This is a genomic window from Bacillus sp. HY001 (assembly GCF_007558965.1).
Lineage (GTDB): Bacteria > Bacillota > Bacilli > Bacillales > Bacillaceae_G > Bacillus_A > Bacillus_A mobilis.
In genome coordinates this window covers 1-15031 of record NZ_VLTE01000018.1, presented here as the reverse complement: position 1 = coordinate 15031, position 15031 = coordinate 1, and the positions used below count along the sequence as shown (strand labels likewise).

Below are 15031 nucleotides of genomic sequence, written 5' to 3'. Positions count from 1 at the left end.
GTTATTCCATGAGACTTTTATACAATTTCTTATAGGCAAGAGCTGATTTCTCCCAGCTATAATCTTCAGTCATCGCTTGCTTTACAAGCTGCTCCCATACCGGTTTATCATGATAAAATTCAATCGCCCGACGAACCGTGTGCAACATGTCATGTGCATTAAAGTTCGTGAAACTGAAACCATTTCCTTCTCCAGTTTCTTCATCATAAGATTGTACCGTATCATTTAATCCGCCTGTTTCTCTTACAATCGGAATCGTACCGTACGCTAATGCGATAAGTTGTCCAAGTCCACACGGTTCAAATAGTGATGGCATTAAGAATAAATCACTTCCCGCATATACTTGGTGAGCTAACTCTTCATTAAATCCAATATACACTTTTACCTTTTCAGGATACTCATATGCCATCCATTCAAAGAATTGCTCATATTCCGAATCACCTGATCCTAAAATAATACATTGTACATCTTCCTCCATTATTTCGCGGAATACAGTACGTACTAAATCAAGACCTTTTTGCTTCGTTAATCTCGTTACCATCGAAATAATTGGTGTATCTTCTTTTTCTGGCAAACCAAAATAACGCTGCAAGGCGCGTTTATTTTCATTCTTTTCCTCTAATGACTCCGCATCGTACTGAGCAGTAATATACGAATCCGTTTCTGGATTATATACGCTCGTATCAATTCCATTTACGATGCCGCTAAGCTTACCATTATTTTTTCGTAACAACCCATCTAACTTCTCACCGAAAAACTCATATTGAATTTCCTCTTTGTATGTCGGGCTAACCGCTGTAATTTGATCAGAAGCGATAATTCCACCCTTCATAAAGTTCACATTTCCATAAAACTCTAGCTGCTCACTATGGAAATATTCGTCGCCAAGTTCTAACAAGTCGTACATCACTTCAGGAGGAAATACACCTTGGAACTGCAAGTTATGAATCGTATATACCGTTTTAATATGCTCGTATAATGGATTATCTTGATACTTTTCACGTAATAAGAAATTCACCATAGCTGTATGCCAATCGTGGCTATGAAGAACATCCACTTCGAAATCAAGATGAGGAATACACTCTAAAACTGCTTTCGAAAAATAAGAAAAACGCTCTCCGTCATCATAATGACCATATAGAGAATCTCTCTTAAAATAATATTCATTATCTATTAAGTAATACGTAATCCCGTCTTGCTCACCTTTTAAAATTCCGCAATATTGATTTCTCCACCCAAGCGGGACATTAATTACTTTATGTAACGTACATCCATCCCTTAATTTTTGCGGAATAAGACTATAATTTGGAAGTATAATGCGAACTTCCACGCCTAATTTTTTTAGCTCTTTTGGGAGCGCACCTGCTACATCAGCTAATCCTCCCGATTTAACAAATGGTACACATTCTGATACTGCAAATAAAATATTCACTTGTTGTCCCACTGCACGAAAAGCTTATACTACTTCCCTTGCAGCTTCCTCCCTTCGAGTTTTCGTTTGAATGAATGCTTTAATCAGTGGAGGAACCCCCCCCACTGATTCTTTTAAGAATAACTATTAATCGTACTATTTTGAATGCTTCCTTTTTCTACAACATATGGCTCATCGGCGTTTCCTTTTAGTACAACACCGTCACCAATTTTCACGTCTTTATCAATAATAACACCGTCTATTATACAGTTATCTCCAATTTTACTCTTCTGCATAATAATGCTATTACGAACAATTGAACCTTTCCCAATTTTAACAGAACGGGAGATAACACTATTTTCTACTTCACCTTCGATAATACTGCCGTTTGCAATCATTGTATTTTTCACGGCTGCACCCTTCAGGTAACGAGTTGGAGGTTCATCTTTTACTTTCGTAAAGATCGGTGCTTCTTTCTTAAATAATTGCTTCCAAATAGCAGGCTGCAAAATTTCTAAGCTATGTTTATAGTAACTTTCAATCGAATCAATAATAGCTACATATCCTGTATGCTCATACGTAGCAATATGCAGTGATTTTCCGCGCTTTTCTCTCACTACATCAAATAAACTGTATTGCTCCACATCTTTATATGTCTCAAATAAATCTAACAATAATTGTTTCTTTAACACGTATGTTTGAAGCGAAACCCCTTCATGGCAAACTTCAGTAATATCAGCTGCCGTATGTATATGTCGCTCTAACACCGCCTGGAAATTTAATGCTGTTACGAGATGGCTATTCGTAATAACAACGTATTCTTCTCTAGCTCTTAAAAAATAATCAATATGTCTTCTAAAATGTGCAAAAGAACCAAATTCATCTTGATCACATTGGCAATTTGGTGGGAATAAAAACAGTCCGTCTCTTTTTCTATCTAAATCCCACTGTTTTCCTGAACCAACATGGTCCATTAGTGAACGGTTTTTATGACTTGTAAAAACCGCTACACTATGAATATTAGAATTCACCATATTTGAAAGCATGAAATCAATGAGTCGATAACGGCCCCCAAACGGTAACGCCGCTAGTGAACGATGCCCTGTTACTTTCTTTAAGGAAGGAAAACTTCCCGTTGCATTAATAATTCCTAACATTTTTTCTCCCATTCATTTCATCCCCCTTTTCTATTTCCCTTCAGCAATGAGTACTACATCGTCGACATTTTTTTCTGGACGAATAATTGTTCCATCTTCAATAACCATTTCCGATCCAACAATCGCTCTTTCAATCACAACATTTTTACCAATCTTCGCTCCTGGCATAACGACAGAATCAATAACCATACTACCTTCTTCCACCGTCACTCCTTGGAATAACACAGAATGCTTCACGTCCCCTTCAATGACGCATCCTTCGTTAATAAGTGATTCTTCTACCTTTGCCTGTTCAGCAATATATTGAGGTGGCTCATTTGGATTCACAGAATAAATACGCCAATTACGATCATTTAAATTCAGCGACGTTTCATCGCGAAGTAAATCCATATTCGCTTCCCATAAGCTTTTCACCGTTCCAACATCTTTCCAATATCCTTCAAACGGATACGCCATCAGCTTTTTCCCTTCATCTAATAAAAGCGGAAGTACATCTTTTCCGAAATCATTACTAGATTCAGGATTTCTTGCATCCATCTCTAAATACTCTTTCAAAATTGCCCAGTTAAAAATATAAATTCCCATTGATGCAAGATTACTTCTTGGAAATTGCGGTTTCTCTTCAAATTCAACAATCTCCATCTCTTCGTTCGTATTCATAATACCGAAACGACTCGCTTCATCCCAAGGTACTTCAATAACAGAAATCGAAACATCCGCTTCTTTCTCCACATGGTAATCTAGCATTTTACTGTAATCCATTTTATAAATATGGTCGCCTGATAAAATCAGAACGTACTCTGGTTCGTACTGACTTAAATAGTTTAAGTTTTGATAAATAGCACTTGCCGTACCTGTGTACCATTTCACCCCTGAAGACTCCGCATAAGGAGGTAACACTGTGACTCCACCGCTTACTCGGTCTAAATCCCAAGCATTTCCAATCCCGATATAATTATGAAGTTCGAGTGGTTGATATTGCGTTAAAATCCCAACCGTTTCAATACCAGAATTCGCACAGTTACTTAGCGTAAAATCAATAATGCGATATTTACCACCAAATGGAACAGCTGGCTTGGCTAAATTTTTTGTTAATGCACTTAATCGACTACCTTTTCCCCCTGCTAGTAACATTGCTACGCATTTTTGTTTTTGAGCCATCTTGTTTTTTGCTCCCCTTTCTCGTCTTCACTGGTCGTAATATGGATACGCCAAATGGTGGAATTGTAATTTCTACATGTGCCGCTTGATTATGATACGGTTCTTGAATCGTCTTAAGACGTTTCTTATTCACTTGCCCCGATCCGCCATATTGCTCAGCGTCACTGTTTAAAACCTCGTTATAATACTCGAAATCTGGCAAACCTACTTTATAGTTTTCATATGTAGCTTTCGTAAAATTACATACGACAACTAACGCATCTTCTTGCTTATCCCCTTGGCGGATAAACGAGAAAATACTTTGCTCATGATTATTAGCATCTATCCACTGAAATCCTTCCGGTGAATGATCAAGCTGCCAAAGTGGTTTGGAGCGCTTATACAATGCTATGAGCTCTTTAAAGTAATCATGCATATAACGATGCATTTCAAAGTCATGTAAATTCCAATCTAAATCTTCAAGATCTTTCCACTCATCAAACTGCCCGAATTCTCCACCCATAAAGAGTAATTTCTTACCTGGGTGAGTAAAGAAATATCCATATAATAAACGAAGTTGAGCAAATTTATCCCAGTAATCTCCTGGCATTTTATTTAATAACGACTTTTTCCCATGAACGACTTCATCATGAGAAAGCGGTAATATAAAGTTTTCAGAGTAAGCATATAGTAATGAGAACGTTATTTTCTCATGAATATGCTTCCTGTACTCAGGCGCACACTCCATATATTTCAGCACATCATTCATCCAGCCCATATTCCATTTGTAATTGAATCCAAGCCCACCTTCATACGTTGGAGCTGTTACAAGTGGCCAAGCTGTTGAATCTTCTGCTGTCATAAGAAAATCTTCATCTTCTGCAAACACCGCTTCATTTAACTCTCGTAAAAATGAAACAGCGTGCTCATTACTTTGCTCTTGTCCTTCTTTATTCCAGTACAGCATGTTCGCAACTGCATCCACCCTGAAACCATCAATATGGAAATACTTCATCCAAAATAACGCATTTGAAATTAAGAAATTACGTACTTCCCTCTTTCCTAAATCAAAATTGACAGTCCCCCATACTGTATTTTCTTGCACATCTATATCTTTATATTCATAAGTCGGTGTCCCATCAAACAAATATAAACCGTGAGCATCTTTACAAAAATGCCCCGGCACCCAATCTAAAATGACACCGATTCCATATTTATGACATTCATCGACAAAATACATCAAATCATGTGGCGTGCCGAATCTACTTGTCGCTGCATAATATCCCGTTCCTTGATATCCCCAAGAACGATCATATGGGTGCTCAACAAGCGGCATAATTTCAATATGTGTAAATTGATGTTCCACCACATACGGAATGAGCTCCTCGGCCATTTCTCTGTAAGAATACAGAGCGCCATCTTCTTTCTTTTTCCAAGAACCGAAATGTAATTCATAAACTGTCATCGCTTCTTTATAAATCGATTTTTTCTTTCTCTTACGAATCCAGTTTTTATCATTCCATTCATATCCCTCTATATCAAAAACTACAGATGCCGTATTTGGTCTTACTTCTGCATATACTGCGTAAGGATCTGCTTTTAAAATCACGTTAGTATCCATCGTTTCAATCGCATACTTATATATCTCATTCTCTTCAATATGCGGTACAAACAAGGACCAAATCCCCTCTTCTGTCACTTGTAGCATCTTATGTTGCTCATAATCCCATTCATTAAAATCTCCAACAACACTCATCGCTTTCGCATGAGGAGCCCATACTGTGAATCGTACACCTCGCATCCCATCTTCCGTCACAATATGTGCCCCAAAGATGTTATAACTGTCATAGTACTTTTCTGTATGAAACTCATCTCGTTTCACTTCTTCACAATTTATTACATCCAATATGTTCACCTCACTAAGATGACAGAAATTTTTTACTCTTTATCATTTCTGCGAAAAACTGAAATATCCTTGTTATATTTTAAAAAATATTCGTTTTTTTCTTTAATTTCGCTTAAAATATTCAAATTTACTGTGTAAAATATCGAATTTTGACGAATATTCATTGTAAACGCTTCATTTTCTACTAGTCTTTCATCTTATTATTTATTTCTCAACCTTTATTTCATTAGATCTATCCTATTTTACTCGCTATTTATCACTTAAAATCGCAACAAAATAATCTGTCATAAAAAAATGTTTCTCAACATTTTTTGTCATAATTTTATTGAAATCGAAAATTCATAAGCATATACTTGTTCTCAATAAAGAACATCGAACCTTCGCAAATATAATTCATACTGAAACACTATGTTTACTCTATCCATACTCTAGGCGAAAGTTTGATAAAAATTAAATTAGGGGGCTTTCTTATGTCATTAAAACAAAAGGTTGGGATGGGAGTTGTCACAGCTTCACTTGGCTTATCCCTTACATTCGGCGGTGTATTCGCCTATTTCAGTGATTCTGAAACATCTAGTAACTCATTTCAAGCTGGAACATTAGACCTTTCTATTAATCCAAGTGTAATCGTTAATGTGAAAGATTTAAAGCCAGGTGATTTGATCGAAAGAAACTTCAAGCTTGAAAACAAAGGAACATTGGATATTGCAAAAGTAGCACTTGAAACCTCCTATGAAGTGACAGATGCAAAACAAAATAATGATGGTGAAGATTTAGGCGATCACATCATCGTCAAATTTTTAGTGAATGATGGAAAGCCATCTAATCCAAACGATGATCACGAAATTTTGTGGGAAACAAAACTATCAGAATTAAAAACTATGAAACCAGAGGATGTAGCTACTTCTCTAGAACGTCATAACTTAATAGATGGTATTAAATCTGGTGAAACAGATTACTTACACGTGCTCTTCTCCTTTGAAGATAACGACCAAGATCAAAATAAATTCCAGGGTGATTCCTTACAGCTAAACTGGACATTCCATGCAGAGCAAACACCAGGCGAGGAGAAATAATTTTTAAAATATAAATTATCGGAGGCCTATATATGAAAAAGAAAAATCGTTTTGTTACCGGAATTGTAACGGCTGGCGTTCTATTTTCAACTGCCCTTCCGTTCAATGTACTTGCTGAAAATCCTATTAACCAAATTGACTCTTCAAACGCCCAGTCTTTACTATCAAAACTTTCTAAAGAACAACGTCAAGCATTACAAACGTTAGATGCCAATCCTGGTTTTACTATTTCGCCAGATATTAATACGAGTAGTTCTGAACCAGTAAATATCATTGTAGAATTTCAAACAGCTCCAGTAAAGATTAATGAATTAAAACAAAAAGAAAAAGGATTACAAGCTGCTCCTGAAAATATAAAAGCACGTATTGATCAAGAACATGAGGAATTCCAAAAAGGACTCAAACGCCTTTATCAATTCAGCCCATCAGTAAAATCAGGGAATTTCCAGTCTGTACAAATTAAACGTTCTTATAAGCATGCGATAAATGGCGTTGCTCTCACGTTACCTGCAAATACAGTGGAAGAATTGTTACGAATTGGCGTTGTAAAACGTATTTGGAAAGATTACGAAGTGAAACTAAATTTACCAAAACAAGCAGAACAGAAAGCACCTCAAAAACTAACAGATAGCATTCCGCAAATTGGAGTAGATAAGTTACATAGCGAGGGCATTACTGGAAAAGGAATTAAAGTTGGTGTATTAGATACAGGTATTGATTACAATCATCCTGACTTAAAAGACGTGTATAAAGGCTATCGCGCAAAAGCAGGTGAAGATTCTAGTAAGGTAGACCCGAACTCCGTAAAAGGTTGGGACTTTATTAATAACGATGCAGATCCGATGGAAACAACTTATACAGAGTGGCAACAATCTGGTGCTCCTGAATTTGATGATCGTGGTTCTTCCTTCTACACTGCGCATGGTACTCACGTAGCTGGTATCGTTTCTGCTCAAAAGAAAAATAAATCAGATTCCGCAGTAAAAGGTGTTGCACCTGACATTGAACTGTATAACTATCGTGTACTCGGTCCTTACGGAAGCGGCGATAGTTCTGGTATTATCGCTGCAATCGACAAATCTATTTCTGACGGTATGAACGTCATTAACTTATCGTTAGGTGATGATAGCAACAATCCGCTTGATCCAACGTCTATCGCTGTTAATAACGCGATGCTTTCTGGTGTTGTTACAGTCGTTGCTGCTGGGAACTCTGGTCCAAACCCAGCGACACTCGGATCACCAGGTGCTTCTCCATTTGCTATTACAGTTGGAGCAAGTGATAGCTCTATTTCCTTACCGAAACTATCAGGTCATGCTGGACAATTACAATTCCCTAACCTAATTTTATTCGGCAAAAACTTCACTGATAAAATAGAAGATTTCAAAGGGCAATCTCTCCCTATTGAATCTGTCGGAATCGGTACTCCTGACGAGTTTAGTAAAAAAGATGTAAAAGGAAAAATCGCTCTCGTTGCACGCGGTACAATCTCATTTGATGAAAAGATCGCAAATGCGAAACAAGCTGGTGCAAAAGCAGTTATTATTTATAACAATGTGGATGGAGAAATTCCTTACTACATTGGCGAAAGCACAAAATACATTCCAGCATTCCGCTTAACGAAAGAAGATGGTGAAAAACTAAAAGCTCAAATTGAACAAGGCAAAACATCCTTAACTTTCGATGAAATCAATTACATTCAAACAGAAGGCGATCATCTTGCAGACTTTAGCTCACGCGGCCCTGTTACATCAAATGATGATATTAAACCTGATATTACAGCACCTGGTGTTGCGGTCCTTTCAACAGTACCTGAATATATTAACGACCCGCAAGAAGGTGAAAACTACGATGTTTCCTATGAACGTATGCAAGGAACATCCATGGCATCTCCTCATATTGCTGGCGTTGCTGCTCTTATTTTACAAGAACACCCAGAATACTCTCCATTCGATGTAAAAGCATCTCTTATGAACACAGCTGATGATTTAAAAGAAAAGTATTCCGTATACGAAGTGGGAGCTGGACGAGTAGATGCTTATAACTCTGTTCATACGGAAACAAGTTTTAAAGTGTTAGATACGACAAAAACAATTGTAAATGATGAAGTGATTGAAGTACCTGAAGAAACTGGATCCATTGCATTCGGTAAGTACTATCAAAAAGACGGGGAATCTCTTGAACAAAAACGAAAAATTAAAGTGGAAAATCGCAATAAACAAGAGAAGAAAGAATTTAAAACAGAAATTTCTTATACACCAGCATCTTCTGCTATTAACGATGCTACCGCAAACGGTGTAAAAGTTTCTACTTCTGAAACAATTACAATTGATGCTGGTAAATCAGATGAAATTGAAGCAAAAATTAACATTCCTGCTGGTGCAAAGCAAGGCCGCTATGAAGGATATATTCATATTACAAACACGAAAAATAAAGAAGAAACGTATCAAATTCCGTTCTCTATTCGTGTATCAGAGCCTGGTATTGAAAATGCACTATTATCAAGAAAAACAATCTCAACTGATACATCTAAATTCAATCCATATCGTGAATCATATGTTCACGGGGCATTCCAATTAAACAGCGAACTGGAGACGTTAGATCTTATCGTGAAAGATTCAAAAACAAATAAAGCGCTTGGCTTCATCGGCACATTAAACACGAGTGGCCTAAAAACGGATGTGTATTACTACTTAGATTCATTCTTTAACGGCAGAGTGTATCCTTTTACAAATGATCCTGCAAAACCAATTGGTGATGAGAAAGTCGACTTACCAGAAGGTGATTACACAATTGAATTTGTTGGCTATGATAAAGCCGGTAAAGCACGTGTGAAAGGTGATTATGTCGTAATTGATAATACACCGCCAGAAGTGAAATTAACTGGATTACAGCCTGGTATTTATGAATTAAATGAAGAAAACTATACAGTAGAAGATGGTAAAAAAGCACTATGGATTAAAGGAAATGTATATGATTCTAACGTTGACTACTTAAGAGGAAAAGGGTTAAACATTACGCAAGAAGCGAACGGCGTTATGTACTATGACTATTCTCCATACTTGCACAAGTTTTTACCTATTACGGAAAATGGTGACTTTAAAGTGGGTATTACACCTGATTCCTTTAAAACTGAAGGTCCAATGAATACAGGCGTATATATTTTCGATTATGCAACTGCAGGCCCTGACTACCCGAGCGGTGTAAATAACTATTGGTTCATCCCGCAAGGTGCTCAATATGCGAAAGCTAGTTATGATAAAAAAGAATTATATAAAGATGATGAATTTACTGTGACGCTAAATGCCAAACATGTAAAACAATTTGTGTCTGGAGAATTTAACGTAGAATTCCTAGAGAAAAACTTCAAATTTGCAAATGCGAAATTGAATCCTGCTTTTGAAAAACTCCTTTCCGAAAAAGGGGTAACGGCAAAAGTAAATGAACCGAAACTAGAAGAAGGATCTGTTACAGTAGGCGGAGCTATTGATGATAAAAACTTCGCCGGATTAGATGGTGACTTCCCGTTCATTGATGTAACTTTCAAAGTAGTAAATGATGAATTTTATGAAGCAAATGCTCAATTAGATTTAGCAGTGTTCGCTTACTGGAAGCAAGGTCAATCAGAGCCAAACAGAATGCGTGTACTTCAAGATCAAACATTCTCAGTGATGTCATTAAACTCACTCGTAGAAGGTAATATTAAACCTGGTGCATTCTTAAATGAACGTGGCTATTTAGATGAAAAATTCGATTATACAAAGCTTGGCGTAAAAGTATATGCAACAGATTCTTACCGTCATAAGTTCGAAGGCTCACTCGATAAATACGGTTACTTCAAACTAAATGGACTTCCTGTTAATAAACGCGACTACAACTTATACGTAGAGGTTCCAGGACATTTAACAAGCCGACTAACAACGAAATTAGGTACTGAAAAAGATGGTAAGCTACTTGGCCAATATTACTATGCACGCTTTGATGAAAACCTTGCGGGTGATGTAAATGGAGATAAAGTAATTGATGTGAAGGATGCAGAAATTATCGCTAACAACTATGGTAAAAAAGGACTATCTGTGAAAGACGGCGACCTTAACAAAGATGGCATTGTCGACGAAAAAGATATTCGCTTCGTTGAAAAGAATTTCTTGAAAAAAGGACCGGATGCATCTAAATCACAAACACCTGTTGAAAAATCAAAAAGCGGTACACTTGCAGATATTTTAAAGAAATTAGGATTAACGCCTAAAAAATAATAATAAAGAGCACTCTATATAAAGTAGAGTGCTCTTTTCTATAAACGACCCTTATCCAGCAAAAGGGGTATATTGGGGATATACAAGGGAAACCGGAAAAGGAATTTATATTAAATTATATGAATTCAGAGGTAGGAAGCAGTGTCCCGCCTCTGAATGGTTTAACAATTATTATAGTACTGGTGCCATTGTTTCTTTTAATACTTTTACAGAATGAGCGAATTTCGCTTTTTCATCTTCATTTAGCTCAAGTTCTACGATTTCACGTACACCTTCACGGTTAATAACAGCTGGAACACCTACGAAAGCATCTTTCTCACCATATTGTCCTTCAAGGTATGCAGATACAGTTAATACGCTGTTCTCGTTGCTTAAGATTGCTTTAGTTACACGAAGTAGTGACATACCGATTCCGTAGTAAGTTGCACCTTTACGCTCGATGATATGGTAAGCTGCATCACGTACGTTTTCGAAGATTTTATCTAAGTCTTCTTGTTTGTATTGTTCGTTGTTAGCTAAGATTGTTTCTAGTTTTTGTACACCGATAGTAGCATGGCTCCATACTGGAAGTTCAGTGTCACCGTGTTCACCAACGATGTAAGCATGAACGTTACGTGGATCTACATCTAAGTAGTCACCTAACATGTAACGGAAACGAGCAGAGTCTAAAGTAGTACCAGAACCGATTACGCGCTCTTTTGGTAGACCAGATTCTTTCCAAGTTACGTAAGTTAAAATATCAACTGGGTTTGTTGCGATTAAGAAGATTCCATCGAATCCGCTATCCATAATACCGCGAACGATTTGTTTAAAGATCTTTGTATTTTTCTCAACTAAGTCTAAGCGAGTTTCGCCTGGCTTTTGTGGTAATCCAGCAGTGATAACTACTAAATCTGCATCTTTACAATCTGCATAGCTACCGCTCCAAACTTTTGTTGGTGATGGAGAGAATGGTACCGCATGGCTTAAGTCCATTGCTTCCCCTTCTGCTTTTGCTTCATTAACATCTACAAGTACGAATTCTTCAGCTACACCTTGATTGATCATTGAGTAAGCGTAACTACAACCTACAGCTCCTGTTCCTACTAATACTACACGATTGATACCTTTTTTCATGTTAATTTCCCCTCTCTATTGTTCACATCTATTTTTTTATGATTGTTTAAGTAATTAATTAAAATACTAATTTAATGTTGTTTAACTTCTTTACATTCATATTGTAGCACGTATTATTGTGAATTACTTCACAAATTATGACCTAATTGTGAACTTTTTCACATAGAGTGTAAAGTTATTGGATTAGGTGTGGAATCCATACCAATTTAGGCGTTTTGTTTAGATTGTGAACTTGAAATAGTTCCGTTTTTATCGGTAAGTGAAATTATATCGACGATTATTTAAATATATCAACGATTTTTGGAATATATCGGCTGTAACTTAAATTATATCGGCGATTCGACAAGGAATATCGACTTACCGACAAAACCTGACAATAATGACAACATAAAGTGAACCTATAATCAGTGGGGGTTTTGTTCATCCCCCACTGATTATTAGTTGAACCAATCGGACGTTTACGGGCAGTTGATCTCCACCTAGCTTCTTTGCACCGGCCGAATTTTGAGGTGGGAGTTTTACTACCCGTTAATGTCGGATAAAAAGCTTTCTCCAATAGATCAACTATTAGAGACAGCTTCTTTATTTATTTTCCGCAGTAGCCCCTAACACAGCGGCTTTTACATAATTTTGACCGTTTAACTTCTGTAAATCCGCAGCTGTTCCTGTTACAACTACTCCAATGACTTTTACATCCTGCTCACTTGGTTTTGTTTTCTTTCCTTTTAGGTAGTCATATATACGTTTATATTCCTCATAATACTTTCCCTTTTGCTCCAGTCCATTTTGAATTGCTAAAAGAAAATCTTTTTCCGTTCCATTTCCAAATTCAATATCACCTTGTTTTGCTTTAAAACCGTACACCTCATAAGCACTTTGAGTAACATCATCTAAACGATATGATTTTTTATCATAATATGTATCTACCCAGTACCAAACAGGATGCACCCCTTCTGGAAGTATCTCTTTGATTTTAGATACTGTATATGGTTTATCAAAGGATATAGCCAATTCAGCTACTTTCTTTTCATCTTTTATTTTCTCTATATCATTTATATAATTATTATATGAAGTAAATGGTAAATAAAACTGTATCTCTCTTTCCATCGTTTGATTATTATACAATTCACTTGTTTTATTAATACGTTCATTCCCTACTACAACATTATCAGCTATCGTTAATGGATTTACATTTGATAATCGGCGAAATGTATTCCAAACTTTATACTCATACACTTCATCTTCCCACTTAACAGGTTTCCCTTCAATCACCTTATACGCTTTATACTCTACTGTGCTTTTAAATAAACCATTAGAAGTAATTGCTACGCCTCTTTCCGTATTAGGTCTTGTAATTTGTCTTATCATATTTAAATCCTGATCCATCTCTGAGTAAGCTCTATTATTCAATTGTGAAATTCCTATTATAAAACCGAAGAATAGAACAATAAAAAGTGAAATCGAAATTACTATAATTTTTAATAGTTGTCTTCGCTTCGCCTTCTTCAACATTTTTGATACTTTACTTGATTCTATATCAAAATCAAACTCATCTCTGCTCATCTTCAAACCTCCTATACAGCTTTTTAAACTCATTACGAGCCCTATACAATGAAACACGCACGGTCTCTTCTTTCATCTCTAATACGGTTGCTATTTCCTTATATGAGAGTTCATAGTCATACTTTAATAAGAGAATATGTTTATATACTGGATTCATCTTTCCAAGTATGCTTTGTATTTCTACTTGAAGCTCTTTCCTTAAAAGCGGTTCATCTAATCCTTTTGATCCGATTAATTGAACAGATTCCATTGGAATTTCTTCAATACGCTTTTGCCTTCTTGCTAGATCACGATGCCTATTAATCGCAACTTGAAATAACCATGTTTTTATATGCTTAATTTTCATATTCGGTATAGATACTAACGCTTTATGTATCGTATCTTGAACGATATCCTCCGCTTCTACTGGTGTCACTCCAATTTTAAGTAAGTATCTATAAATGCTTTTAGATGTTTCTATAATTACCTTTTCATACTCCATCGCTCTCTCCTTTCTATTAGTTAGACGATTCAAATAGAAAAAAGTATACAAGAAATCCATAAAAAAAAAGCAGACTATCCAAAGTCCACTTTTACACAACAAAAAAGAGATAGCAGATTATGCTATCTCTTTTAGTATGACCCGTACGGGATTCGAACCCGTGTTACCGCCGTGAAAGGGCGGTGTCTTAACCACTTGACCAACGGGCCAGTTCTGGCAGAGAAGAAGGGATTCGAACCCTCGCACCGCGTTCGCGATCTACTCCCTTAGCAGGGGAGCCCCTTGAGCCACTTGGGTACTTCTCTATAATATGGCTCCGCAGGTAGGACTCGAACCTACGACCGATCGGTTAACAGCCGATAGCTCTACCACTGAGCTACTGCGGAACAATTATGGTGGGCCTAAATGGACTCGAACCATCGACCTCACGCTTATCAGGCGTGCGCTCTAACCAGCTGAGCTATAGGCCCATAATTGAAAAGCGGGTGAAGAGAATCGAACTCTCGACCAGAGCTTGGAAGGCTCTTGTTTTACCACTAAACTACACCCGCATTAAATTGTAAATGGTGAGCCATGAAGGATTCGAACCTTCGACCCTCTGATTAAAAGTCAGATGCTCTACCAACTGAGCTAATGGCTCATTTTGAAAGTGGTGCCGACTAGAGGACTTGAACCCCCAACCTACTGATTACAAGTCAGTTGCTCTACCAATTGAGCTAAGTCGGCTTGCGACTTCAAAATGGTGGCTCGGGACGGAATCGAACCGCCGACACGAGGATTTTCAGTCCTCTGCTCTACCGACTGAGCTACCGAGCCTTTATGTAAAAAAAATGGCGGTCCCGACCGGGGTCGAACCGGCGATCTCCTGCGTGACAGGCAGGCATGTTAACCACTACACCACGGGACCATTTGGTTGCGGGGACAG

At 37.2% G+C, this 15031-nt stretch carries 9 protein-coding genes and 9 tRNA genes; 2 read left to right on the top strand and 16 right to left on the bottom strand.

Annotation, left to right across the window (positions count from 1 at the left end):
* Position 1 precedes the first annotated feature (1 nt).
* The 4 genes from glgA to glgB all read right to left on the bottom strand — a co-directional run bounded on the left by glgA (position 2) and on the right by glgB (position 5614).
* Entirely contained in the window at positions 2-1432 is a 1431-nt protein-coding gene (gene glgA, locus FOT98_RS11120; protein ID WP_061679988.1) for a glycogen synthase GlgA, read from the bottom strand.
* A 113-nt stretch (positions 1433-1545) separates the two neighbouring features.
* Positions 1546-2580 carry a glucose-1-phosphate adenylyltransferase subunit GlgD gene (glgD, locus tag FOT98_RS11115; protein WP_000504142.1) on the bottom strand — a complete coding sequence of 345 codons (1035 nt, stop codon included), beginning with the start codon at positions 2578-2580 and terminating at the stop codon, positions 1546-1548.
* An 18-nt stretch (positions 2581-2598) separates the two neighbouring features.
* Complete coding sequence (gene glgC, locus FOT98_RS11110) at positions 2599-3729, bottom strand: glucose-1-phosphate adenylyltransferase (RefSeq protein WP_061679986.1); 1131 nt, start codon at positions 3727-3729, stop codon at positions 2599-2601.
* Entirely contained in the window at positions 3677-5614 is a 1938-nt protein-coding gene (gene glgB / locus FOT98_RS11105) for a 1,4-alpha-glucan branching protein GlgB (protein ID WP_063259484.1), read from the bottom strand. The genes glgC and glgB overlap by 53 nt, the downstream gene beginning before the upstream one ends.
* A gap of 470 nt (positions 5615-6084) precedes the next feature.
* Here glgB and FOT98_RS11100 point away from each other — a divergent pair, with 470 nt between their 5' ends.
* Together FOT98_RS11100 and FOT98_RS11095 are read left to right on the top strand one after the other, a co-directional pair.
* Positions 6085-6690: a CalY family protein gene (locus FOT98_RS11100; protein ID WP_063259483.1), complete on the top strand. Its 606-nt coding sequence runs from the start codon at positions 6085-6087 to the stop codon at positions 6688-6690.
* A 32-nt stretch (positions 6691-6722) separates the two neighbouring features.
* Positions 6723-10946, top strand: a complete 4224-nt coding sequence (locus FOT98_RS11095; RefSeq protein ID WP_063259482.1) for a S8 family serine peptidase — start codon at positions 6723-6725, stop codon at positions 10944-10946.
* A 171-nt stretch (positions 10947-11117) separates the two neighbouring features.
* Here the strand turns inward: FOT98_RS11095 and FOT98_RS11085 are convergent, their stop codons facing one another.
* From FOT98_RS11085 to FOT98_RS11030, 12 genes are all read right to left on the bottom strand, one after another.
* Positions 11118-12062, bottom strand: a complete 945-nt coding sequence (locus FOT98_RS11085) for an L-lactate dehydrogenase (protein WP_000715344.1) — start codon at positions 12060-12062, stop codon at positions 11118-11120.
* Positions 12063-12644: 582 nt separating this feature from the next.
* On the bottom strand, positions 12645-13625 hold the full coding sequence (locus tag FOT98_RS11080) for an anti sigma factor C-terminal domain-containing protein (RefSeq protein WP_063259481.1): 981 nt from the start codon (positions 13623-13625) through the stop codon (positions 12645-12647).
* Complete coding sequence (locus tag FOT98_RS11075; RefSeq protein WP_063259480.1) at positions 13612-14106, bottom strand: RNA polymerase sigma factor; 495 nt, start codon at positions 14104-14106, stop codon at positions 13612-13614. The genes FOT98_RS11080 and FOT98_RS11075 overlap by 14 nt, the downstream gene beginning before the upstream one ends.
* Before the next feature lie 137 nt (positions 14107-14243).
* A tRNA-Glu gene (locus FOT98_RS11070) sits at positions 14244-14315 on the bottom strand.
* Between the two features lie 5 nt (positions 14316-14320).
* Positions 14321-14411: transfer RNA gene (locus FOT98_RS11065), tRNA-Ser, on the bottom strand.
* 6 nt (positions 14412-14417) lie between these two features.
* A tRNA-Asn gene (locus tag FOT98_RS11060) sits at positions 14418-14492 on the bottom strand.
* A gap of 7 nt (positions 14493-14499) precedes the next feature.
* Positions 14500-14576 (bottom strand) — tRNA-Ile (locus FOT98_RS11055).
* A 10-nt stretch (positions 14577-14586) separates the two neighbouring features.
* Positions 14587-14657: transfer RNA gene (locus tag FOT98_RS11050), tRNA-Gly, on the bottom strand.
* A gap of 13 nt (positions 14658-14670) precedes the next feature.
* Positions 14671-14746 (bottom strand) — tRNA-Lys (locus FOT98_RS11045).
* Positions 14747-14756: 10 nt separating this feature from the next.
* Positions 14757-14832: transfer RNA gene (locus FOT98_RS11040), tRNA-Thr, on the bottom strand.
* A gap of 14 nt (positions 14833-14846) precedes the next feature.
* Positions 14847-14922 (bottom strand) — tRNA-Phe (locus FOT98_RS11035).
* Between the two features lie 15 nt (positions 14923-14937).
* A tRNA-Asp gene (locus tag FOT98_RS11030) sits at positions 14938-15013 on the bottom strand.
* Positions 15014-15031 lie beyond the last annotated feature (18 nt).

Bases quoted from the DNA above. Each gene is read 5' to 3' on its own strand.
- FOT98_RS11085 (WP_000715344.1), bottom strand. From the start codon at position 12,062: ATGAAAAAAGGTATCAATCGTGTAGTATTAGTAGGAACAGGAGCTGTA.
- glgC (WP_061679986.1), bottom strand. From the start codon at position 3,729: ATGGCTCAAAAACAAAAATGCGTAGCAATGTTACTAGCAGGGGGAAAA.
- FOT98_RS11095 (WP_063259482.1), top strand. From the start codon at position 6,723: ATGAAAAAGAAAAATCGTTTTGTTACCGGAATTGTAACGGCTGGCGTT.
- FOT98_RS11075 (WP_063259480.1), bottom strand. From the start codon at position 14,106: ATGGAGTATGAAAAGGTAATTATAGAAACATCTAAAAGCATTTATAGA.
- glgD (WP_000504142.1), bottom strand. From the start codon at position 2,580: ATGGGAGAAAAAATGTTAGGAATTATTAATGCAACGGGAAGTTTTCCT.
- FOT98_RS11080 (WP_063259481.1), bottom strand. From the start codon at position 13,625: ATGAGCAGAGATGAGTTTGATTTTGATATAGAATCAAGTAAAGTATCA.
- FOT98_RS11100 (WP_063259483.1), top strand. From the start codon at position 6,085: ATGTCATTAAAACAAAAGGTTGGGATGGGAGTTGTCACAGCTTCACTT.